General features: G+C 61.8%; 22 protein-coding genes and 6 pseudogenes. 18 read left to right on the top strand and 10 right to left on the bottom strand.

The annotated features are described in order from the left end of the window. Positions 1 to 77 precede the first annotated feature (77 nt). Entirely contained in the window at positions 78 to 521 is a 444-nt protein-coding gene (locus BJA_RS38885; RefSeq protein WP_011090388.1) for a hypothetical protein, read from the top strand. A gap of 366 nt (positions 522 to 887) precedes the next feature. Here BJA_RS38885 and BJA_RS38880 read toward each other — a convergent pair whose 3' ends face one another. After that, the gene (locus BJA_RS38880) at positions 888 to 1,076 is read right to left on the bottom strand and encodes a hypothetical protein (protein ID WP_039184865.1); all 189 of its coding nucleotides are present in this window, start codon (positions 1,074 to 1,076) and stop codon (positions 888 to 890) included. A 104-nt stretch (positions 1,077 to 1,180) separates the two neighbouring features. On the opposite strand from BJA_RS38880, the pseudogene BJA_RS38875 reads away from it, so the two are divergent. The 3 genes and pseudogenes from BJA_RS38875 to BJA_RS38865 all read left to right on the top strand — a co-directional run bounded on the left by BJA_RS38875 (position 1,181) and on the right by BJA_RS38865 (position 2,840). Next, positions 1,181 to 1,542: pseudogene (locus BJA_RS38875) on the top strand (PRC-barrel domain-containing protein). Positions 1,543 to 1,619: 77 nt separating this feature from the next. Further along, positions 1,620 to 1,997 (top strand): response regulator, encoded by a 378-nt coding sequence (locus BJA_RS38870; RefSeq protein WP_011090385.1) that lies wholly within the window; start codon positions 1,620 to 1,622, stop codon positions 1,995 to 1,997. Positions 1,998 to 2,156: 159 nt separating this feature from the next. After that, complete coding sequence (locus BJA_RS38865) at positions 2,157 to 2,840, top strand: HAD family hydrolase (RefSeq protein WP_231166740.1); 684 nt, start codon at positions 2,157 to 2,159, stop codon at positions 2,838 to 2,840. Between the two features lie 22 nt (positions 2,841 to 2,862). Here the strand turns inward: BJA_RS38865 and BJA_RS38860 are convergent. Continuing rightward, positions 2,863 to 3,575, bottom strand: a pseudogene (locus BJA_RS38860) (SDR family NAD(P)-dependent oxidoreductase). A gap of 196 nt (positions 3,576 to 3,771) precedes the next feature. On the opposite strand from BJA_RS38860, the pseudogene BJA_RS38855 reads away from it, so the two are divergent. Then, a pseudogene (locus BJA_RS38855) lies at positions 3,772 to 4,095 on the top strand (DJ-1/PfpI family protein); the annotation flags it as partial. A gap of 144 nt (positions 4,096 to 4,239) precedes the next feature. Here the strand turns inward: BJA_RS38855 and BJA_RS38850 are convergent. The 5 genes from BJA_RS38850 to BJA_RS38830 form a co-directional block, all read right to left on the bottom strand. Then, on the bottom strand, positions 4,240 to 4,845 hold the full coding sequence (locus BJA_RS38850) for a hypothetical protein (protein WP_011090380.1): 606 nt from the start codon (positions 4,843 to 4,845) through the stop codon (positions 4,240 to 4,242). Then, the gene (locus tag BJA_RS38845; RefSeq protein ID WP_028154436.1) at positions 4,835 to 5,137 is read right to left on the bottom strand and encodes a hypothetical protein; all 303 of its coding nucleotides are present in this window, start codon (positions 5,135 to 5,137) and stop codon (positions 4,835 to 4,837) included. The genes BJA_RS38850 and BJA_RS38845 overlap by 11 nt, the downstream gene beginning before the upstream one ends. A 554-nt stretch (positions 5,138 to 5,691) precedes the next feature. Next, entirely contained in the window at positions 5,692 to 6,048 is a 357-nt protein-coding gene (locus BJA_RS38840) for a PRC-barrel domain-containing protein (protein WP_011090378.1), read from the bottom strand. 392 nt (positions 6,049 to 6,440) lie between these two features. After that, on the bottom strand, positions 6,441 to 7,811 hold the full coding sequence (locus BJA_RS38835; RefSeq protein WP_011090377.1) for an NAD(P)/FAD-dependent oxidoreductase: 1,371 nt from the start codon (positions 7,809 to 7,811) through the stop codon (positions 6,441 to 6,443). Beyond that, positions 7,730 to 9,235, bottom strand: coding sequence for an FAD-dependent oxidoreductase (locus BJA_RS38830; RefSeq protein ID WP_063921552.1), 1,506 nt, complete (start codon positions 9,233 to 9,235; stop codon positions 7,730 to 7,732). Before BJA_RS38830 ends, BJA_RS38835 begins: the two co-directional genes overlap by 82 nt. Positions 9,236 to 9,442: 207 nt before the next feature. Here BJA_RS38830 and BJA_RS38825 point away from each other — a divergent pair, with 207 nt between their 5' ends. Together BJA_RS38825 and BJA_RS38820 are read left to right on the top strand one after the other, a co-directional pair. Further along, positions 9,443 to 9,958, top strand: a complete 516-nt coding sequence (locus BJA_RS38825) for a ferritin-like domain-containing protein (RefSeq protein ID WP_011090375.1) — start codon at positions 9,443 to 9,445, stop codon at positions 9,956 to 9,958. An 82-nt stretch (positions 9,959 to 10,040) separates the two neighbouring features. Continuing rightward, positions 10,041 to 10,556, top strand: a complete 516-nt coding sequence (locus tag BJA_RS38820) for an inorganic diphosphatase (RefSeq protein ID WP_011090374.1) — start codon at positions 10,041 to 10,043, stop codon at positions 10,554 to 10,556. A gap of 1,161 nt (positions 10,557 to 11,717) precedes the next feature. Here BJA_RS38820 and BJA_RS38815 read toward each other — a convergent pair. Beyond that, positions 11,718 to 12,128 carry a hypothetical protein gene (locus BJA_RS38815; RefSeq protein ID WP_028175741.1) on the bottom strand — a complete coding sequence of 137 codons (411 nt, stop codon included), beginning with the start codon at positions 12,126 to 12,128 and terminating at the stop codon, positions 11,718 to 11,720. Between the two features lie 307 nt (positions 12,129 to 12,435). Here BJA_RS38815 and BJA_RS38810 point away from each other — a divergent pair, with 307 nt between their 5' ends. From BJA_RS38810 to BJA_RS38790, 5 genes are all read left to right on the top strand, one after another. Further along, positions 12,436 to 12,636: a hypothetical protein gene (locus BJA_RS38810; protein WP_028175742.1), complete on the top strand. Its 201-nt coding sequence runs from the start codon at positions 12,436 to 12,438 to the stop codon at positions 12,634 to 12,636. Positions 12,637 to 12,653: 17 nt separating this feature from the next. Next, positions 12,654 to 13,058 (top strand): hypothetical protein, encoded by a 405-nt coding sequence (locus BJA_RS38805; protein WP_038967338.1) that lies wholly within the window; start codon positions 12,654 to 12,656, stop codon positions 13,056 to 13,058. A 106-nt stretch (positions 13,059 to 13,164) separates the two neighbouring features. Next, positions 13,165 to 13,374 carry a hypothetical protein gene (locus BJA_RS38800; RefSeq protein WP_028175743.1) on the top strand — a complete coding sequence of 70 codons (210 nt, stop codon included), beginning with the start codon at positions 13,165 to 13,167 and terminating at the stop codon, positions 13,372 to 13,374. Between the two features lie 131 nt (positions 13,375 to 13,505). Continuing rightward, the gene (locus BJA_RS38795; protein ID WP_011090372.1) at positions 13,506 to 14,639 is read left to right on the top strand and encodes a glycosyltransferase family 4 protein; all 1,134 of its coding nucleotides are present in this window, start codon (positions 13,506 to 13,508) and stop codon (positions 14,637 to 14,639) included. Between the two features lie 383 nt (positions 14,640 to 15,022). Continuing rightward, the gene (locus BJA_RS38790) at positions 15,023 to 15,532 is read left to right on the top strand and encodes a PRC-barrel domain-containing protein (RefSeq protein WP_011090371.1); all 510 of its coding nucleotides are present in this window, start codon (positions 15,023 to 15,025) and stop codon (positions 15,530 to 15,532) included. A 250-nt stretch (positions 15,533 to 15,782) separates the two neighbouring features. Here the strand turns inward: BJA_RS38790 and BJA_RS38785 are convergent, their stop codons facing one another. Then, positions 15,783 to 16,010, bottom strand: a complete 228-nt coding sequence (locus tag BJA_RS38785; RefSeq protein ID WP_011090370.1) for a hypothetical protein — start codon at positions 16,008 to 16,010, stop codon at positions 15,783 to 15,785. A 229-nt stretch (positions 16,011 to 16,239) separates the two neighbouring features. On the opposite strand from BJA_RS38785, the gene BJA_RS38780 reads away from it, so the two are divergent. The 6 genes and pseudogenes from BJA_RS38780 to BJA_RS38760 all read left to right on the top strand — a co-directional run bounded on the left by BJA_RS38780 (position 16,240) and on the right by BJA_RS38760 (position 19,354). Further along, entirely contained in the window at positions 16,240 to 17,328 is a 1,089-nt protein-coding gene (locus BJA_RS38780) for a DUF1236 domain-containing protein (RefSeq protein WP_011090369.1), read from the top strand. Positions 17,329 to 17,514: 186 nt separating this feature from the next. Then, on the top strand, positions 17,515 to 17,682 hold the full coding sequence (locus tag BJA_RS42515) for a hypothetical protein (RefSeq protein ID WP_165448179.1): 168 nt from the start codon (positions 17,515 to 17,517) through the stop codon (positions 17,680 to 17,682). 111 nt (positions 17,683 to 17,793) lie between these two features. Next, a pseudogene (locus BJA_RS38775) lies at positions 17,794 to 17,946 on the top strand (phosphatase PAP2 family protein); the annotation flags it as partial. After that, on the top strand, positions 17,933 to 18,538 hold the full coding sequence (locus tag BJA_RS38770) for a cupin domain-containing protein (RefSeq protein WP_038967327.1): 606 nt from the start codon (positions 17,933 to 17,935) through the stop codon (positions 18,536 to 18,538). The pseudogene BJA_RS38775 and the gene BJA_RS38770, both read left to right, overlap by 14 nt. Beyond that, a pseudogene (locus BJA_RS38765) lies at positions 18,535 to 18,873 on the top strand (DUF3147 family protein); the annotation flags it as partial. The gene BJA_RS38770 and the pseudogene BJA_RS38765, both read left to right, overlap by 4 nt. Positions 18,874 to 18,889: 16 nt before the next feature. Continuing rightward, positions 18,890 to 19,354 (top strand): DUF3147 family protein, encoded by a 465-nt coding sequence (locus BJA_RS38760; protein WP_011090367.1) that lies wholly within the window; start codon positions 18,890 to 18,892, stop codon positions 19,352 to 19,354. A gap of 18 nt (positions 19,355 to 19,372) precedes the next feature. On the opposite strand, the pseudogene BJA_RS38755 reads toward BJA_RS38760, so the two are convergent. Next, positions 19,373 to 19,563, bottom strand: a pseudogene (locus tag BJA_RS38755) (DUF892 family protein); the annotation flags it as partial. Positions 19,564 to 19,884: the final 321 nt, after the last annotated feature.

Raw genomic sequence — 19,884 nt, 5'->3', positions numbered from 1 at the left:
CGTAGTAACGTCCGAGATGCCACCTTGATCCCAGCTTCGCGCTGATACCGCTGCTCCGAGCTTCCAAAGGCATTCCGATGCTCTGGCAAGGCGAGGAGTTTGCGGAGAACTATTTTTTGCTCGATTTCGGAATGGGCCGGGTATCGCTGCTGCGGCCCATGCGTTGGGACTTTTTCTACGATGAGTCAGGCCGGCCGATCGTGAGCCTGGTGCGCAGGTTGCTGCGCATTCGGCGGCAGAGAGACCACATTCGTCAAGGCACATACTTCTTCTTCAATGATTGGGATCGGTATCAGCAGTTCGGCATCCTGCTGTTCGCGCGTCACGACGGCGCCCAGTACACCTTGATCGCCACTAATTTCGGCGACACCGACCGGACCGTTCCGTTCTGGTTTCCTAAGGCCGGCAACTACGTCGAAGAGCTGCATGGGGTCGCTCTAGATCTGAAGAATGTTCCTGCGCTGCAGCAGGTCTGGCTGGACATTCCCTCGCACTACGGACGAGTTTGGACGCTGACGTAAGCTCCATCCACGCACGTTTTTCGTCGTCGAGTAAGACTGGCACAACGCCGCTCCGGAGGGACCTGGCGAGGCCGCGGCGGCAGTTGTCGGAGCTTCTCGTTACATGCCGGACGCGATGCCAACTTCGACGATTCGGGGGCGTTTCTCTAACCTGTGAGGCGGCCTCGGCCGATGGCTAAGTTCTGCAGGATCCTGGATACGACGATTATCGTTCCTCCGAACTTGAGGCTCCAGGGTGCCGCCGCGGCATTCCGCTGCCTCGCAGGAACCTTGGACCTGGGCCGCGCTTGCAGGCAAAGCGTTGCGGCCGAGGTCATCCGATCGATCGTTCAGCCGGGAACGGAACCTGGGATTCCCGAATCGCGTTTACGCGGCCGCCGCTCGCCCCGCGTCAGTGATCCGGTATTCGATATCGCCGGATGGAAGCGGTTCGGTTTCCACGAGACCGAGCTCCACCAGCCGGGCCACGATCTCATGGTCGAACATCGGCGGGCTGACCCAGGATTCGCCGAGCAGCTTCCTCAGAAATTCGCGCTCCAGCTCGGTCAGTTCCATGCTCGAACTCCGCTCATCCAAAACTAGGGCCACCGAGGCTTTCAGCCAGGAACGGCGCCATCGTCCTCCCGTTGACTCCAGAAGACAACATTCGGGAGGTCAATATGGCCATGGAAGATCGTGAGACCTTCAGCCTGATCGGAAGCGACAACGTCGAGGGTACGAATGTCTACGGGGCCGACGGCGAAAAGGTCGGCTACATCGAGCGCGTCATGATCGACAAGGTCAGCGGCAAGGTATCGCACGCGGTGCTGAGCTTCGACGGCCTGCTCCGCATCGGCGACGTTCACTATCCGCTGCCTTGGCAGGCGCTGAAGTACGACACCAATCTCTGCGGCTACGTCACCGGCATTACCCAGGACCATCTCCGCAGCGCCCCCAAATACGCCGACGAGAGCAGTTGGAATTGGAGCGATCCCGCGCCGCGCGCTCCGTGAATGCCTACTACGGTGTTCCGGTGGCTTGAGCGGCGGGCCACTCGCGGCCGAACGCACCCGCCGTGGCGGGACAGGATCGGCCCCGGTCGCAAAGGAGACTTGAAAAGTGAGCAATGCCCTTCGTGTTCTCGTGGTCGAGGATGAAGCTCTGATCTGCAGCTTCATCGAGGACGCCTTGTCGGACGGCGGCTTCGAGGCCTGCTCGGTCCATTCGGGAGAGGCGGCGATGTCCACCTTTCGGGACGGCCGGGAGCAGTGTCGGGCGCTGCTGACGGACGTCAACCTGGGTGACGGCATCAGCGGATGGGAGCTGGCGCGGCAAATCAGGGAAATCACGCCTGGGTTTCCTGTGGTCTACATGACGAGCGCCAGCGCGCCAGACTGGAAATCGCAGGGCGTCGATGGCAGCCTCCTGATTGAGAAGCCCTTTGCGCCGGCGCAATTGGCTGCCGCCGTCTCGCAGCTACTGGATACCCGGGCCTAGCCGGGTCGAACCGGGATCGTTGTGAAACTCCGATCCTTCGATCAAGCCCGCAATGGTCGCCGGCGGATCCGCGTAGTGGCGATGCCTTGGCCGTGCATGCTCAACCGGCGCATAGCGAAGAACACGCTCTAGCGGATTGGTGCGCATCGCTTGGTCGTGATGGACATGGAGGACAGCGAATTGCCTAAAGCAGCCATTTTCGATCTCGACGGCACGCTTCTGGACTCGGTAGATCTCCACGCGCTCGCCTGGCAGGAAGCGATGGTGGAATTTGGTCACGACGTCACCTTCGAGCAGGTGCGCAGCCAGATCGGGAAGGGCGGGGATAAGCTCATCCCGGTTTTTCTGTCCGATGAACAGCAGCGAGAACACGGCAAGCATTTGGAGGAGTGGCGCGGCAACCGCTTCAAGTCGACTTATCTACCGCTCATCCGTCCCTTCTCGGCGGTCTCACAACTCCTGCAGCGCGTCCGCGAGGCCGGTCTCCGCATCGCTGTAGCATCCTCGGCGAAGGAGGACGAACTCAAGAAGTACCTCGACATCGCTGCCATCTCCGATCTGGTAGACGTCGCTACGTCCTCCGAAGACGTCGATGAATCCAAACCGGCCCCGGACATCTTCGAAGTCGTGCTGAAGAAGCTTGGCATCAAGGGGTCTGAAGCGGTCGCGATCGGCGACACGCCCTACGATGCTATCGCGGCCCGCAAGGCGGGCGTCTCGGCCATCGGCGTCCTCTGCGGCGGATTCACCGAAAACTCGCTGCGGGAAGCTGGGTGCGTCGAAGTGTACCCCGGTCCAGGCACCCTTTACGCTCGGTTCGGCGATACAGCGCTCACAAAATAGGACCGCGACCGGCGCTCTACGGCTATTCCTGCGGCGGTTGCCCATTGGAGGCGGATACGCCCCCGTCCACCGCTACGTTGGCGCCGGTCATGAAGCTCGCGTCTTCGCTTGCCAGGAACGCAATCACGGCGGCAACTTCCTCTGGTTCGCAGACGCGGCCCAACGGAATCCGCTCGGCGAACTTCGCGAGCAGTTCCTTGTCGTCCATCATGTCTTCCGTAATGCCCGTACGCGTCAGGCTAGGACAGACCGCGTTCACGCGGATGCCCTTCTTGCCGAGGTCCAGGGCAAGGGCGCGCGTCAGATTGACGACGGCGCCCTTCGCCGCGTTGTAGGGGCTCATGCCCCAATCGCCATCGGTCCCGGAGACTGACACCCTGTTCACGATCGAGCCCCTGGTCTTTTCAAGGTGGGCAGTGCCGCGCGGCAGCCATAGAACACGCCGTCGACGTCAGTCGACATTACCGTCCGCCATTTCTTGTCGGTGATGGAAGCGGGGGCGCCCCCTTCATGGACGCCCGCGTTGTTTACGACAACGTCCAGCCGTCCGAAGCGGTCGACAACCGCCGCGACCATTTCGTCGATGGCGCTCGAGTCCGACACGTCGGTGGCTTGGACCATCACCTGGTCGGCGGGCAGACTCTTGGCGACTTCTTCCAGTAAGGCTCTATTGCGGTCGACGAGGGCTGCCTTCGTGGCCTCTGTAACGAAGCGGCGAGCTGTCGCTTCTCCGATGCCGGAAGCTGCTCCTGTGACGATGACGACTTTGCCATTGAACCTGCCAGCGATGCGAGGCGCTCCTGCTGCTTCTAACCCCTGATAACCGTCGTCTCGGCGGTCGAATCCTAACTCTCGACCGAGCTATCTCTTCAGGAACGATGTTCGAGACGATCGATTGTTGGACAAAACCCCGAAACGAAGGATTGGACCCATGGATCTGACCGGCAAAAGGATCGCCATTCTCGCCACGAACGGCTTCGAGCGGGCCGAGTTGGAAGTATCGCAGGATCGCTTGAAGAAGGCTGGCGCAACGGTCGATGTCGTCTCGCTCGCCGCCGGCGAGATCAAAGGCTGGGACAAGAAGGATTGGGGGCGGCCGGTGAAGGTCGACAAGGCGCTCGAGGAGGCATCGGCCCCCGACTACGACGCGATTGTGTTGCCCGGCGGGCAGATCAATCCGGATCTTCTGCGAGTCGAGCCCAAGGCGCTTTTCATCAAGGATATCTTCGATGCCAAGAAGGTCGTCGCGGGCATCTTCTCGAAGGAAAGGTTCGACCGACGCTCGAGTTGGTCGTCGCGGACACGCCAGCTCATCTCAGGCGGAGGAAGAAGCCAGATATAGGCATAGCGCTGATCGATATCGGGACATGAAAGACGTGACGAGTTTGTCGGCGTCAGATTAGGCCATTCCAGGATGGGCTCTGACGTCGCCCGCGAAACGGTTAGTCGTCGTGGTCAATGTCTCTCGGAGAGGTCGGAAGATCCAGCGTGCCGCCTTCACCATGCTCGTGATCGCGGTTCGCACCTCCGTCTTGTCCGCGTCCTTGATGATGGACCCGCGCATCTCGCGCAGTGTCGTTGCGGGGCTCGGGAAGGTGACAGCGACATAAGGGACTCCATGGTTGTTCGATGATGAGGATGGGTGTTTGACGATGAGGTCACCTTGAACATGGAACTTGGGTTGAGCCGTCCAGCGTGAGGTCGCTGGCTGGCCTATCGCCCTGCCGGAGATTTTTGAGAACAGGCGATAAGCTTCGACGACTATTCGGTAGAGCGCCGCGGATTTGGAGCGCGTCCTAGCCAATATCGAAGTCCCGATCGCGTCGCGCCAGGTTTCGTTCCTTCGGTACCTCTCGCGCGTAACTTTTTCGGCCACGCGATCCAACGCGCGGTTTGGATAGTGATAGCTGAGGACGCCATAGATCAGCGCCGTGAGGAGTACAAACGCTCCAAGGAAAAGACGGCTTCGAGACCCGTCTTCCCTTTCGATGACTTTACGCAGCACGTCGTTTTCTGGTCTTGGCCGCCTTTTTGGCGGACCTCGAACGCTCCGATGCCGGCCGCTTGGCCGACGCCGCGCCGCCCAATCTGCCACCTTTGCGGGACGGCGAATGGTCTTCCTCAGTGCCTCGACCCGAGCCGCTCTTCTTCCCGCCGTGGGTCTCCTTGTTTACGGTCGCCCAGGCGCGCCGCTCGGCTTCCTTCTCCGGGACGCCACGGTGTTCATAGCCTTCCTCGATATGCTCGGCCTGTCGCTTCTGCTTGTCGGTGTAACTTGACTTGTCGCCACGAGGCATGACGCTCCTCCCGTCGTTTGGAAATATTCGGTTCAAGATCGGAAAAGCCTGTAGGTTCCATCGGGGTGCGGATACAACGGCCGCCATCGGGGTGCTGGCCGCGATAATGCGGAATGGCTGTCAACATGATTGAGTCGCTATGGTATACGGGGGCATGCGTATTAGCCGCACAGATTTCGCGGATTTTGCCAATTTCGTTGCGTTTCGCCGCGCTCGCGAAGCATCGCAGCTTTCGCCGACCCAATGAACAGCGAACCCGGCAAGGCCGGGCGCGACCGGCATGCCTGCGCATACCGCGATGGAATCAATCCGCTCCAGGATCCCGCGCGCAGATGGACAGAAAGCTCGCTGAGGCCGTCCGATGGCTCGAGCACTCTAGAAGCGGGACCCGGAGGGCTTAGGCGCCGGGCCCCACAACCGTAAGAGCACGTGAGTGCTAACGCCACTCGGTACAACTCCAAGTCTGGCCTTGCTTCGCCTTGACCCATTTCAACTTCGCGTGCGGCACCAGCCGGAAGCGCGCTCGCGACAAAGGGCCTCGACCGCCGGCAAGGCTAGAAGCCGGAATAGTAGTCGTTCACCGCTCTCGCTCGCGTTGGGTCGTCCCAATTCCAGTCGTTATCGTTGCCGTAGTGCGGCGCTCCTTGCAGCCTGTCGGCGCTGAGATTGGTCCGATACCCGCCAAGGTTCGTGTCGTACTTCAGTGACTGCCATGGCAGCGGGTAGTGGTCGTCGCCGATGCCTAAGAACCCGCCGAAGCCGAGAACCGCATACGACACCTGCCCGCTCACCTTGTCGATCATCACGCGCTCGATCGACCCAATCTTCTGGTCACCCGCGCCGTATACCGCCGTGCCTTCGACCTTGTCGCTGCCGATCAGCGTTCCCGTTTCACGTCTTTCCGTTTCCATCGTCGTCCTCCTCCTGAAAAGATTGATGCAAGACAAGTGAGATCGGCAGGTGCTCGTTCCTGCGATTTCTCAGCGCGTGTGGCCGCCGACCTGTTCGCCGCACCGGCGGGAGCACCGCGCTGGCGCGCCGGAATTCACGATATTCGAAGCTGAAACCATCGCGTCCCTGCGCGCGGTCCTCTCCGGCGCGCCGTAAGTCGTCAATCCTACGGTCCCAGCAGAAATTGCAGCACAACGACGCACGCCCCCGCGAGGAGGCACGAAATGGCTTCCAGGGTCCAATTCGGTCTCGTGTGCGGCAGAGTTTGGAAGAGGGGCAACCGCCCGGCCGGGCGCGCGCCTTTCTGCGTGATGTGGTCGGGAGGCCCCACTGCCGTCGCTGCTCGTCGCCTTCATGCTTGGCTATCTGATGGCGCGTCGTTAGCTGGGAGATCGCGGTCGAGCGCAAGAACGTCGAGCAGGGGCGAAGAGCCTCCTGAAAGCAGCGTGCCCAGCAGTTCCGCCGCGAGGAAGCTAAAGGTAATCCCGTTGCCGCCATAGCCGAAGGCGGCAAGGATATTCCTGTAGCCGGGCACAGCGCCAATCAGCGGCAACCCGTCACGGGTGGTATCGAACGCGCCGGACCAGGTGAAGGCCACCTCGGTGGATGCGCGGGGCCAAAGCGCCTTCAGGCGCTCCTTGAGCGCTCTTACCTTTGCCGGCGTCGCGGCAGCGCGAGCTTCGGGATCGATGATGGCATCATCATCTTCGCCACCAAAGATGACGCGGCCATCCGGCGTAGTGCGCGCATAGTGATAGTTGCGGGTCGCTTCCCAGATCAGCGCTTGCTCGGGCCACAGAGCGTTCGGCCGACGTCGGGTCGCGATTGCCCAGCTGGAGGCTGGCTGGTTCGATGTGGAGCCCACAATATTCGGCATCACATAGCCGGTCGCGAGCACGACATGGCGCGCTTCGATCGAAAGCCCGTTTTCAAGGCCGACGGTCACAGTTGACGCCGCGCTGTCGTAGGCAACCGCGTTGGCCTTCAGGAGGCGGGCGCCGCGTTGGAGAGAGACATCAAGTAGGCCACGTGTGAGTCGCACCGGATCGGCGTCGGCTGCGTCCCTTGACAAAAGGGCGCCTGCCCGCGCGATGCCGAAGCGGTTGAGCAGCTCGACACGATCGAGAAACAGTGTCGGCAGATCAGCGCGGCTCCTCAGGGCATATTCATTCCGAACAAGCTTCGGACTGTCATCGACGGCCAAATAAAGCGAAAGACGTGGCCGCATCTGGCAGGCAATTCCGTGATCGGTGACCAGGGCAAGTAAGCCCCGCGCGGCATGGTGGCTAGCCCGATAGCAGCGGACCGCTTTCTCGAAGTTATAGAGCTGCGCGAGTTCAAAGAGAGGACGGTCGGTCTCCCAGAGCAGCATCGCGGTGCTCGCAACTGTGCTGCCGAGGCTGGGAAGCTCGCGATCGATGATGACCACCTGACGACCTTGCCGTGTCAGGCGTTCGGCCACCAGAGCACCCGTTATGCCGGCGCCGATTACCAGAGCATCGCAACGAAAGCTGTCGGCGATAGGCTTTATCGGTGGGGGAGGCAGGGCCGCCCAAGGGGTGCGGGAGCTGCGCAGATCATCTTGCTCGATGTCTTCGTCCTTAAAGATGGAACTCTCCCGAGAGCATAGAAGCAGTTTCGTTAGACCTTTACGGGTCGCAAGGCGGACACGGCTGGTGCATTGATCGGTTGTCCGTTTGGCGCAAAGATCGAGCCGTGGCATGGACAGTCCCAGCAGGTCTCGAAGCTGTTCCAGTGCAGATGACAACCGATATGCGTGCAGCTTGCCGAATGAAGGTGCAGTTCGCCGGCCTTGTCCCTGTAGGCGGCAATCTTTTCGAAGCCCCGCCGTAGGATGGCGCCCTCACTCGGCTCAATCTTCTCAAGGGAGGCAATTTCACCCGGTGCCACATACTCGGCAAGGTTTTGTAGGATGGTCAGGTTCTCGCGCAAGAAATTCCTGGCGGCCGCAAGTGGTGTGCGGCCAGGCGCATATACAGCACTCCAGGGGTTGTGCTCGCCGAGAATAAGGGACGTGTTCAGCATCGCGCCCATCACGCCATGGGTCAGCCCTTGGCCGGAATCCCCCATCGCGAGGTAGATGCGTTCGCTGCCAGGCTCGCGGCCGATGAAGCCGGCATAGTCAATGGTATCGAGAACCTGGCCGGACCAGCGGTGTGTGACCCTGCCAAGGCCCGGGATCAATTCGCGCGCCCAGCTCTCCAATTTGGCAAAGCGCTTCTCGGCGTCATTTGCTTCACCGCTCTTGTGGTCTTCGCCGCCGATAAGGACGACGTCATGATCGTCGGAACCTAGTTGCAGCCGCACATAGTGATAGGGATCCTCGGTATCCCAATAGAGCGCGTCGGGGAGTTCGCCCCGTGCAATCGCGAAAGCGAGCACGTAGGTGCGGTAGGGAGCGACTTTGGAATGCAGTTGATAGCGGTCAGTAATTGAGGCGTTGGTCGCGATCACGGCGTTACCGGCCGTAATCTGCCCTTGTGCGGTTCGGAGCGTAACGTCGCCATCTCCTTGCGCAACCTCTTCGACCGGACTGTTAGCGAAGAAGCGGACGCCGTGGGTCTGGCAAACTGCGGCCACGCCGGCAAGATATTTGAGGGGGTGGAAGGTCGCCTGGCGCGGATAGCGAAGCACATGACGGTTCTCACATCCCTTGAGAGGAACGCCGACCAGCCGATGGACGGGGGCACCGACTTCGCGCACCGCTTCCAGTTCCTCATCGAGCACATCGGCCGGCATGCCGTGGCCCTGGAAGAGATACCCATCGAGACGCCGAAAGTCACAGGCGATGGTTTCGCTCGCCTGGATTTCCTCGATACGATCGACGGCCGCCGCCTGACTTTCGTAGAACAGCTTTGCGATTTCCGGGCCACGCAGCTTCCTGAATTCACTCATCAGATCATCGCAAAGCGGCGCAAGATGCGCCGAGGTGCGCGCCGTCATACCGCTCGCGATGCCCTTACGGTCGATGACAATCACCGACTGATCACGCTTGGAGAGCTCGTAGGCGGTCGACAGACCGGCAATCCCCGAGCCGACAACGGCTACATCGCAATGCACATCACCTTTGAGCGCACTCGCCTCCGGCAATATCTCGGTATCCATCCATAGCGAGGTGCTGACCATGCAAAACTCCGCAAAAAAGCAAAACACCGGCTTGATGCTAGAGTTCCTTCTTGCCACGCGGCCGGCCGCCGCAACTCCGTTCCCCCGCAGCGCGAATCGTCAATCCCGAAGACGCGAGGGGGTCCTTGGGCGGCCGCTGGACGGAGCCGCGGAGGAACAAGGTTCGCAAGCGCGCGTTCCCATGCCTTAAGAACGAGGAGGGAAGCTATGGGATTCTTCACAAAAGACCTCAAAACAATGGATGACTTGCTCCTACACGGCTTGCAGGACATTTATTACTCCGAGCAGCAGATCATAAAGGCGCTCCCGAAAATGATCGAGAAGGCGACCAACCGCGATCTGGTGGCGGGCCTCAAGAACCATTTGGAAGAAACTAACAAGCAGATCGAGCGTCTCGAAAAGGCTTTTGAGAAGCTGGGCAAGGGGCCGAGCGGCACGCAATGTCCCGCTATCGACGGTCTGATCAAAGAAGCGAACGAGACGGCTGGCGAGATCGAAGATAAGACGGTGCTTGACGCGGCGATTGTCGCGAACGCGCAGGCCGTCGAGCATTACGAGATATGCCGTTACGGTACGCTGATTGCCTGGGCGGAAGAACTTGGCCACGACGATATCGTGCGATTTTTGACCACAAATCTGAACGAAGAGAAGGCGGCGAACACCAAGCTCAATACCGTCGCACTGCGCAAGGGCGTCAACAAGAAAGCGTCCACCGCCGCGTGATGTCAGCAGGGGGCCTGACCGACACGCGATTTCGTCGGGCCGGTCCCCGTTGTCGGTGCGAAATGCGTGATCGACTGTTGCGATGACCGATCTGACGAAATTGCCGAGTTGGGCCGACGACGATAATATCTTCGCCGTGGTCGAGACGCCGCGGGGCAGCTCGTGCAAACTTGATTTCGATCCCAAGCTTGGCGTTTTTGCCCTGGCGAAGCCGCTGATGGCAGGTCTGACCTATCCCTACGACTGGGGCTTCATTCCCTCGACGAAAGCCGAGGACGGCGATCCGCTGGATGTGCTGATCCTGCATGACGCGCAGACATACCCCGGTGTCGTGCTGCGCTGTCGTCCAGTTGGCATTCTTGAGGTCGAACAGAAAAGCAAGGGCAAGAAGGAACGAAACGACCGCGTGTTTGCGGTGCCTGACCGATCACCGCTCGAAACGGATATCAAGGACGTCCGCAAACTGCCTTCCCGCGCGCGCGACGACCTTGAACAATTCTTTCGGGCGACGAATGCGCTTGAGAACAAGGAGCTGGAATTTCTCGGATGGCATGGTCCACGCCGGGCGGCTAAAGCAATCCGGCGTCTGGCCCGCTAGAGGCGTAGGCTTGCTGAACGCAGTCTGATACTGGCTGCAGTCAGGGCTCGTCCGAATCCTTTGTGTGCTTCCCGCCTCTTTGGAAGCGCTGAGCGCCCCAGCGCGCCTCTTATATTCCTCAGCCAGCGCCTCGATCTTCGCGGCCGCATCTCGATCATTAATGGATGCGGCCACCCCAGCGTTCGCGCGCTGGGGATTTTGCATCTGCGTGGGGCGAACCACGCCGACGGGCCTATCACGTCGTACTCGTCGAGTCGGTCCCTTATCGGGTCTCCGTCCAATGGCGGCCTTGGCGGCCGCTTCTTGAAATGCCCGCGGATCGGCAGCGGGATCAAGAGACGCTTGCACATCTGATGGAGGGCGTACTCTGAAAGTGGCTTGCTCCAGAGCAGATCGCGGTGCGGCCCGCTCAATTCCTCGATGTCGGTTTCCAGCCATAGGACTGGCGCGGAATTTGGCCAGTGACGTCGATGTCCTTCTCGTCAGAGAGGCGCCAGGCCGCCACTCCAAAGCAGACGGTCAAAATTACCGCGGTAACTAGCAGAAGCGTCGACAGAAACTGGCTCACTCCTACACCCCGGAACGTGGCGCGTGGCTGAGCCACCATGAACTGTCGATTCGGAAAATACAGAAGCGTTGACCTAATGGCAGAATGTCCCCAAGCTTCTGCGAGGGAGAGCGCATGTTGCTCGTGAGTTGCACCGTTAGCCGACGATAACGATGGATATTGTTTCGGTGCGCGCGAAAAGTGCGTCGAACATCATGTTGGCCCATCGCGTCGGTTAGTCCGATGCAGCGGTTTGTCTGGAGTTGGAGGCAAAGCTTCGACACGCGCCTGCGCACCGATGTTCCGAAGATCGCGCGGAGGCTGATCCCATGCCGGAAGAACCGGAGCAATCAGTGGGAGAGGCGATGGCCTCGATGCCTGCAGCACCGCCGTCCGACGCCAAGAAAGAGCCGCCGGCGCGCAAACGCGCAGAAGTCCGCCCGCAGGCGAAGCGGTGGACGAAAATCCGTGAGGAGGCCAGCCGAACCACGGCTGGCGTTCGGCCGGCACGACTTCTTCACCGGCGGATGGTGGTGACCTGCAATATCCTGCTCCACGAAGGCCGCGCCCGTTCGGAGCGCGGCCTGACGGGGGCCTCAAGGGACGGCGCCGTATCACCAGTGGTGATGATGCCAGTGGTGCCGCACGACCGGATAGGCGCCGCGGTAATAGGCGTAGGCGGGCCGGACGACGCGGCGGTACCGGTAGCCATAGGACACCGGCGCGGTGTAGTAGGTCGTGGCGTAGCCGCCGCCCCAGCGGTAGGGCGCATCGTACCCATAGTCATAGGCGTAGGGTCCGCCATAGTATCCGGCGCCGTAGTAGCCCGGACCGTAGTCGTAGTAGCCCGGCCCCCAGGCATACGCCGAGGAGGCAAGCCCGCCGATCACCGCGCCGGCGATCAGGCCGCCGGCTATACCCGGTCCCCAGCCACCTCGCCAATGAGCCTCGGCGGGCGACGTCGCCGCGATCGAGCCGAGACCGAGAGCGCCGACCGTCGCCGCCACCATTGCAATCTTCTTCATCGGATTCCTCCTCTCCACGTTTCTGGCCCGGCCAGACAACGGGAAAAATAGGCAATGGTTGCTGGTTGCCCCGGTGCCGAGGGGCAATGGTGCTCGGCGCCGGGACGTCGTCACTTGAGAGTTTCGAGCTTGGAACACAAACATTTCGACCGAAGACCGGTTCAATCCGCGTGCGGTGCGGCGACTTTTCGGAGCTTGCCGAGCTGGACTTCGAGTGTAGACTTGGCCAGATATTGGGGCGCTTAACACTGTTGATTTCGGCGCCCCCGCGATTGCGCTACGATTATTTCTCCTTTTGGGGCCTCCCATGTTCTATCCGGCAACGACCGCGCTTCTGCGCGCCGTTCTCGACGAAGTCTGCGCAGACGTCTCGCGCTATGAGACCGGCGCACGCAGCTTCGTGGCATCCAGGATTCTGGAAGCCGCCACGAACGGCGACACTTCGCGCGAGAGACTAAAGCAGGTCGGCTGCGAGGCTCTCCACGACGCACCGACGATGTGGCGGTAGCGGAAGGGAGCCGGGGCGTGAACTTCCAGGTCACCGTGCTCAAGATCCTCGTGAGCTATCCCGATGGATTCGCAGTCATGGCGGACCTCAAGCGCGACATGGCGATCCTTGCGACGAGCGGACGTGACTGGGTAGAGCGCACCAAGCGCCTGGCCGCGCGCGTGCCGGATCTGGATATCTTCTCGCAAGGACTGGTCGAGCGACTGAACGGTGGCTGGCGCATAACCGAGAAGGGCCGGGTAGTGCTGGAATTCATGGAAGCGCGGCCTCGCGAACTGGAGCCCACAAGCGAAGGCCTCGGAGCCGAACCTTCATCTCTAGCCCCCGCGCCCCGACCTCACGCCTCCACAACGTCCGGCCGAAGCAACCGACTGCAACGCCGCCGAGCCGCCCGCGAGCGGGCGCGAGGGAGGGCCTCCTGACTCCTCCTCGCGGATCTCCGCCGGTATTTCGAGGCTTCGGGAAAAACTAGAAACTTTCCGAACCCTCTTGAGTTGCCTGCGATTGGTGCGGTCGCCGGAGGTGAAGATGGTCGACGAAGTCGCCTTGATGAGGGCCGCGGAGACCGCCTGGACGGTGTACCGGGCGAGGCACCCCGACGTCGATGCACAGGACAGCCGTCGCTGCCTGCTCGAGCGCCACCTGCAAAGGAGAGGGGATGAGCGAGAGAGCGATGCCGAAGAACTCGCCAGCTTCGGGATAGCCTACCTGCACCGGCTTCCCGAAGACGAATGTTGACGGGGATGAAAATGCTCGCCGCACGCGTGGCTCGCGGAAGCACAAGGCCGAGTTGGACAATGCTCGCGATTTCATCCCTCATTTCCGCGACTATCGTGACGGTCCTGCGGTTCGTGCTCGGGGCCTAGCCGATGCGGATTGCCCAGCTTGCTCCGTTGGCCGAGAGCGTTCCTCCAAAGCTGTATGGTGGCACGGAGCGGGTGATCGCCTGGCTGATGGACGAACTGGTCGAGCTCGGACACGACGTCACCCTGTTCGCGAGCGGAGATTCGAAGACGAAGGGAAAGCTCCACCCGGTGTGGCCGCGCGCACTGCGCCTGGGCCGGAGGGGCGCGGACCCGAGCGCCGCCTGCGCGTTGCTGATAGAAGCCATTGCCGAGCGCGCGAGCGACTTCGACGTGATCCACTCCCACGTCGACTGGTTGCCACTTCCTGTGCTCAGCCGGACCGGGGTGCCTTTCCTCACGACGATGCACGGCCGCCTCGACCTTCCCGGTCTATCGAAGGTGATCGGGGCCTTTCCGAACGCGGGCTTCGTCTCGATTTCCGACAACCAGCGTCGGCCGCTTCCGGATGCGAACTGGATCGCAACGATCCAGCACGGCATGCCCAAGGACCTGTTTCGGCCCTCTTACGACCATGGTTCGTACCTGGCTTTTCTCGGGCGGCTGACGGCAGACAAGGGACCGGAAGCCGCCATACGTATCGCGCGGGCCGCGCGGATGCCGCTGCGGGTCGCCGCCAAGATTCCTCGCGCGGAGACGGCCTACTTCAAGAAGAAGCTCGAACCGAACATCGATGGTGAAGAGATCCGGCTCGTCGGCGAGGTGGACGAAATCAGGAAGCAGCCCTTCCTCGCCGGGGCCGCCGCGTTGCTGTTTCCGATCAATTGGCCGGAGCCCTTCGGGCTCGTCATGATCGAAGCGATGGCGTGTGGGACGCCTGTGATCGCTTACCGGTGGGGCTCGGTGCCCGAAGTGGTGGAAGACGGCGTGACCGGCTTTATCGTCGACAACGAGGAGCAGGCGATCGCGGCGGTGAACGAACTGGGCCGGCTGGACAGAAGAGCAGTCCGGGCCCGGTTCGAGGAGCGCTTCGCCGCGAGCCGGATGGCGAGGGAGTACGAGATCCGATATCGCGAGTTGGTCGATCGCGGAGTCCGCGCAGCCGAGAGTGTTCAGATACCTGGAGGAGACGAAGGATTCGCGAAAGGGGCAGCACAGTCTTCCCGACCTGTCGGAACGGCTTCGGACTCTGGTCGTTGAGTTGGCGATCGAGGACACATGAAAACCATTATTTACGCAACGGCAGCTTTCGTTCTGCTCGCAACGACGGCGGCTCTTGCGGATGAGGCGCCTCCTCCGCAGCCGCAGGTCCAGCCGGCAAGCGATTCCACGAAGGAAGCGGAAGTCTGTTCGAAGCAGGTTTGGCCGCATTTCTCGGAAGCCTGCCTCCGCTCCGACGGTAAGCGCATTCCCGTCCGGCTTGTTACCACCGAACGTCGGTAGCGCACCGGCGTCCGCAGCGCGGATCGAATCCTTCACGAGAGCACCGTTCTGAACAAGAGTCAATTCAGGAACAAGTGGCAGCCCCGGGCGTTGGCGCCGGCATCTGTACGGATGTTGGCTCACGTTGGAGGAGATAATCGATGAAAAGCTTTCTTGCCGTCGCTCTGCTTGGCACTGCTGTGATCGGCGGCGCTGCGTACGCGCAAACCACTCAGCCGGCCGATCGCGCCGCGCCGGCGGCCACCCACTCGGCCGATGCGAAGATCGCGCTCAAGGGAAATTGGCGCGCCTCGAAGCTCATGGGCCTGAACGTCTACAACGAGGCCAACGAGAAGCTCGGCGACATCAACGAGCTGCTCGTCGACAAGAGCGGTAAGATCAACGCGGTGGTGATCGGCATCGGCGGTTTTTTGGGGATGGGTGAGCACGACATCGCCGTCTCGATGGACAAGCTGAAGTTCGTCGAAGAGCCGGTCCGGACCAGTTCGAGCAGCACCTCGACCACGTCGCGCGACACCACCACCGGCGCCGCAGCGACAACCACCACGAACCGCAGCACGAACGATTGGGTCCCTGACCACGCCGTCATGAGTGGCAACAAGGAGCAATTGAAGGCGCTCCCGCAGTTCAAATACTCAGATTACAACTAAATGGGACGAGAGTTCGGAGATGAGGGCCCCATCACGGGGCCCTTTTTTGTCCGCCGTGAGCCACCGACGGTTGTCGGGAAAAAAGACCCGCCCGGATCATCGGGCGGGTCGTCGTTCAGTGCATGTGAATTAAGAAATAGCCGAGGCCGCCAATAACGAGGACGGCAGGAACGGCCCACAAAATGAGTACGGGCATTTCCTCCAATTGCTGTCCGAACGCTTCCGAGTGGCCGCCTGAAGCCCGCGATATTTACTGTTCGGTGCACACCTTGGTGGTCTTCACCGCGGATTCGGCCTCGACCTTGGTCTTGTAGACGCCGTTGCCCACCACCGTCGTGGTCGTAGTGGTCGGCTTGGTGTCGACGACAGTGCACTTCTTTGTGGTCGCGTCGCGCACGATGTAGAACTCGGCGGCGCTGGCGGCCTGCGTGCCGAGGGCGAAAGCGGCAAGCGCGCCGCACACAATCAGCTTCTTCATGGTGTGTCCTCCTCAAATGATTCGTAAGTAGTCACTGCCAACGGCGTGGTTTGACTGAAGTTCCGTTTGTTCGCGGCTGCAGCGCCCCAGCGCCATTTCGGCACAACCGCGATCTTGGGTCTACCGGAAGAAATTCACCTCCCGCCGCCACGAGAGCTGCCGGGTTTTCCCGAAAAGGAACCGCGTGCCGCATCGGAGGTTGATCGACATCCGCATTTAGGAGGTTCAGATGGACAAGCGTTTATTCTTGGCTACGACGGCTGCTGTCGCGATCGCGACTTCGGCTCTTGCGCAATCTTCTCCGAGCACGTCGAACTCCAATCCGTCAACTACGCAGCGTCAGCCGGATTCCACCTCGACGACGCCGTCCTCTTCAACACCTTCGGGATCCGCGCAGACCAATCCTTCGACCAATTCGGCCCAGACGCAGTCTCCGTCATCGACCGGCCAGAGCGCTGCAGGCCAAACGACCAATTCCGGTACGGGCACCAACACCACGCAGGCGCCCACCTCGAACAACTCGACCAATCAGGCGCAGACCAGCCAGCCCTCCAACCAGACCAATGCGCCTTCGGACCAGACGCAGACCAACCCGCCTACGGACAACCGGGCGCAGAGCGCGAACCCGCCAGCTTCGGGCGCCAGTCAGGCGCAGTCTCCGACGGGTAGTAACTCGACGAACACGGCCCAGCAGCCGAGCACCCAGCAGAATACGGCCGATCGTTCGTCGAACACGAACGTGAATGCCTCGGTGAACATCAATGATCAGCAGCGGACACGGATCAGCACGTCGATTTCGCACCTCAACGTGCAGCCCCTCAACAACGTGAATTTCTCGTTGTCCGTGGGCACTGCCGTGCCGCGGGATGTCCGTCTGCAGCCGCTGCCGGCGGAGGTCGTCGAGATCGTGCCCCAGTACCGGGGCTACAACTTCGTCCTGGTGAAGGACGAAGTCGTGATCGTGGAGCCCTCCAGCTACAAGATCGTCGCGGTCCTGCCGTACTCGGGCCGGTCCACGGCGGCCGCTCCGGCGCGCACCGAGCAGCGGAAGACCACGTTCAGCGATCGTGATCGCGAGGTGATCCGCAAGCACGTCAAGGCGCGTCCCGTCGAGCGCGAGCGGCAAACGACCGGCAGCACAGTGCGAACTGAGATCCGCCGGGGCGAGCGCCTACCGGACGGCGTGGAAATCGATGCCTTCCCCGACGAGGTCTATCGCGAGGCGCCGAGCCTGCGGGAGTACCGATACATTCACCGGGATAGCCGAACCTACATCGTCGAACCGCAGGAACGTCGCATCATCGAAGAGATCGACTGATTTCGCCAAGGAAGGAGAACATTCATGAAGATCATTGCACTGGGAATGCTCGCCGCCTCCCTTTTGGGATCGGCTGCGAGCGCCGCCCCGCTCAGCGGCTTCAGCTTCGGCAACCCGTAGCCGGTTACCAAGAAAGGGCCGCTCTCCGAGCGGCCCTTTCGATACGGTCGACATTGCGGTGATCGGATGTCCGCTCTTGCGAAGCTGCTGGGACAGAAAGAGCAATTGCTGGCGCGGCTTGAAGCCGGACCCGGCGCGAACGAGCGCGCCGAAATCCAGGCGCTCCTCGCCAAGATCGATACGGCGCTGAAGCTTCTCGGGTCCAAGGACTCTCGGAGCAGAGCCGACCGATAGCTAAGGACCGGGCCGTTACACGCTACCTCAACACTAGCCTCCTCTCGACACCCGACAACCGAAAGCCCCAGCTCGGGGGCCGGGGTGTGACCCCGCCGGGCGATCCTCGCGCTGGCGGTGGGCCTCTGTCTGACGCGCATCGTCGTGCTGGCGCACTGGGCGAGCGACGTCGTCGCCGGCTTCGCCCTTGGTGCGGCGCTCGAACGAATGCTTCGCCTATGGACGGGCTATCCCGTCAAGGAGACAGATAATGCCGCTACTTGAGGACCTTAAGGAATACGCCGAACGCGCCACCGGTCTTCGTCGCCCGGGCAAGCGTCGGGCTTCCGAACTGCCTCGTCCGCGGAAGCCACACGTGGTCCGCTTTAGGGATGACGGCCTTGTGCCCAATCACCCGCGCTGGCCCCTGATGCTGTACCGAAGCGCCGTCAGACTCGACGAGCAGCACGATCCTGCGGCGGTGCTCGAAGACCTGTTCGAAGGCAACGGATGGGGGGATAGCTGGCGCGACGGCATCTACGACTATGTTCACTACCATTCGAGAATCCACGAGGTCCTCGGGATAGCGCGCGGCAAGGGGCGCGTCCGCTTCGGCGGCAACAAGGGGCGGACCTTCACGCTGAAGGCCGGCGACGTCGTAGTCCTGCCCGCTGGGACCGGCCATCAATGCCTGGCGGCGGACAAGGACTCTCTCGTCGTCGGCGCCTATCCGTCGGCAGGCACCTACGACGAGTGCACGACTGTCGAGGACCGTCCGCGCGCGCTGAAGACCATTCCGAAGGTACCGGTGCCGCGCAAGGACCCGGCCTATGGCGGCGCGGGGCCGCTCAAGAAGCTTTGGAAGAGGCCGAAATGACCGAGTACCTCATCCGTTTCCTGATCGGAGGCGCAGTCGTTTCGGCGTTCTCGATGTTGGGCGACGTGCTGAAGCCGAAGAGCTTCGCCGGCCTCTTCGGGGCGGCACCTTCGGTTGCGCTCGCGACACTGGGCATCGCGATTTATGAACATGGCGCCGTCTACGCCGGGGCCCAAAGCCTTTCCATGATGGCCGGCGCGGTCGCGCTGGTGGTCTACAGCATCCTGGTCTGCCAGCTCCTCATGCGCGCCCGGATGCGGGCGTTGCCGGCGACGATCGTCTCTATCGTCGTCTGGTTAGGCGCAGCCTTCGGTCTATGGGCGCTCGCGGGGGGTACGCGCGAGGCTTCCGATGAAGGTCTCGCCCTCGTCGCTGCGGGAAGGGTGGTGGTACGAATACTTGGTGCGTTTCGGCCTAGGCGGCGCCGCCACCGCGTTCACGGGATTGATCAGCAGTCGTTACGGAGCGTCGATCGGAGGTCTCTTTCTCGCGCTCCCGGCGATCTTCTGCGCCAGCGCGACCTTAATAGAGAAGCACGAACTCCGTCGCAAACGGGAGGCTGGTCTCGAAGGGAGGCGGCGAGGGCGGGAGGCCGCCGCGCTAGATGCCGCCGGTGCCGCACTGGGCGCTCTCGGTATGCTCGCCTTCGCCGCAGTGTTCTGGTTCCTCGTCGAGCGGAGCGTCGCAGGCGCATTCATCGGCGCTTCGCTGGCTTGGCTGACCGTGGCCGTCGCCGCCTGGTTCGTGCGCCGGCAGGTCCGCCTTGCCCGATTGGCACAACGAGACAGCGGCACCGCGTTGTCGCGGTGCCGCTGAAACCGCCTTGAAACTCGATCAGGCCGCGCTCGAAGCCTTGGCGTTGACGCCCTTGCGCGGCGCCACTGTGTTGAGCATGGTGCCGGCCGCCTTCTCTTCGTTCAGATTTGGTGAGGAAGCACACGATATCATCGTGACCAAGCTCCTCGGCCCGGGCGCTCAGCGAGCTGTTCGGAGTGCTCGACGGCCTGCACATTCGCGACGATGGCCTCGCTCTTCAACAGCGACTGGACAACAATCGCAATGATTCTGACAGGCGTCGCGCTTACATACGGCACGCGCGTGCTGGCACTATGGATGTTTGAGAAGGTCTGATCAGGCGCGGGATGGCGGCCATAAGCCAGACCGATAGAGCCACTTCGCCGGCTAATTTGGGGAGCGCTTTGGTAAGGAACTGTGTCGCTCTCCTGCGCGCCTTAATCGTGCCAACGGATGCTCGACTGTCTTTCAACGCTGGCGCTTGGCTCGTGTGCTTGCATCCAGGCGCTGCTTCGCAGCTTCAAGCAGAGTCTCATGCTCCATCGCGGAAT

The sequence above is a fragment of the Bradyrhizobium diazoefficiens USDA 110 genome, assembly GCF_000011365.1.
GTDB classification, from domain to species: domain Bacteria; phylum Pseudomonadota; class Alphaproteobacteria; order Rhizobiales; family Xanthobacteraceae; genus Bradyrhizobium; species Bradyrhizobium diazoefficiens.
The sequence above is the reverse complement of the archived record's forward strand: the minus strand, read 5'-3'. Positions and strand labels throughout refer to the sequence as shown.

What these genes read in the sequence shown, in the direction of transcription:
- BJA_RS38885 (WP_011090388.1), top strand. Translation starts at nt 78, where the DNA reads ATGCTCTGGCAAGGCGAGGAGTTTGCGGAGAACTATTTTTTGCTCGAT.
- BJA_RS38880 (WP_039184865.1), bottom strand. Translation starts at nt 1,076, where the DNA reads ATGGAACTGACCGAGCTGGAGCGCGAATTTCTGAGGAAGCTGCTCGGC.
- BJA_RS38865 (WP_231166740.1), top strand. Translation starts at nt 2,157, where the DNA reads ATGGACATGGAGGACAGCGAATTGCCTAAAGCAGCCATTTTCGATCTC.
- BJA_RS38845 (WP_028154436.1), bottom strand. Translation starts at nt 5,137, where the DNA reads ATGCCTCGTGGCGACAAGTCAAGTTACACCGACAAGCAGAAGCGACAG.
- BJA_RS38840 (WP_011090378.1), bottom strand. Translation starts at nt 6,048, where the DNA reads ATGGAAACGGAAAGACGTGAAACGGGAACGCTGATCGGCAGCGACAAG.
- BJA_RS38835 (WP_011090377.1), bottom strand. Translation starts at nt 7,811, where the DNA reads ATGCCACGGCTCGATCTTTGCGCCAAACGGACAACCGATCAATGCACC.
- BJA_RS38830 (WP_063921552.1), bottom strand. Translation starts at nt 9,235, where the DNA reads ATGGTCAGCACCTCGCTATGGATGGATACCGAGATATTGCCGGAGGCG.
- BJA_RS38825 (WP_011090375.1), top strand. Translation starts at nt 9,443, where the DNA reads ATGGGATTCTTCACAAAAGACCTCAAAACAATGGATGACTTGCTCCTA.
- BJA_RS38820 (WP_011090374.1), top strand. Translation starts at nt 10,041, where the DNA reads ATGACCGATCTGACGAAATTGCCGAGTTGGGCCGACGACGATAATATC.
- BJA_RS38815 (WP_028175741.1), bottom strand. Translation starts at nt 12,128, where the DNA reads ATGAAGAAGATTGCAATGGTGGCGGCGACGGTCGGCGCTCTCGGTCTC.
- BJA_RS38810 (WP_028175742.1), top strand. Translation starts at nt 12,436, where the DNA reads ATGTTCTATCCGGCAACGACCGCGCTTCTGCGCGCCGTTCTCGACGAA.
- BJA_RS38800 (WP_028175743.1), top strand. Translation starts at nt 13,165, where the DNA reads ATGGTCGACGAAGTCGCCTTGATGAGGGCCGCGGAGACCGCCTGGACG.
- BJA_RS38795 (WP_011090372.1), top strand. Translation starts at nt 13,506, where the DNA reads ATGCGGATTGCCCAGCTTGCTCCGTTGGCCGAGAGCGTTCCTCCAAAG.
- BJA_RS38790 (WP_011090371.1), top strand. Translation starts at nt 15,023, where the DNA reads ATGAAAAGCTTTCTTGCCGTCGCTCTGCTTGGCACTGCTGTGATCGGC.
- BJA_RS38785 (WP_011090370.1), bottom strand. Translation starts at nt 16,010, where the DNA reads ATGAAGAAGCTGATTGTGTGCGGCGCGCTTGCCGCTTTCGCCCTCGGC.
- BJA_RS38780 (WP_011090369.1), top strand. Translation starts at nt 16,240, where the DNA reads ATGGACAAGCGTTTATTCTTGGCTACGACGGCTGCTGTCGCGATCGCG.
- BJA_RS42515 (WP_165448179.1), top strand. Translation starts at nt 17,515, where the DNA reads ATGTCCGCTCTTGCGAAGCTGCTGGGACAGAAAGAGCAATTGCTGGCG.
- BJA_RS38770 (WP_038967327.1), top strand. Translation starts at nt 17,933, where the DNA reads ATGCCGCTACTTGAGGACCTTAAGGAATACGCCGAACGCGCCACCGGT.
- BJA_RS38760 (WP_011090367.1), top strand. Translation starts at nt 18,890, where the DNA reads ATGAAGGTCTCGCCCTCGTCGCTGCGGGAAGGGTGGTGGTACGAATAC.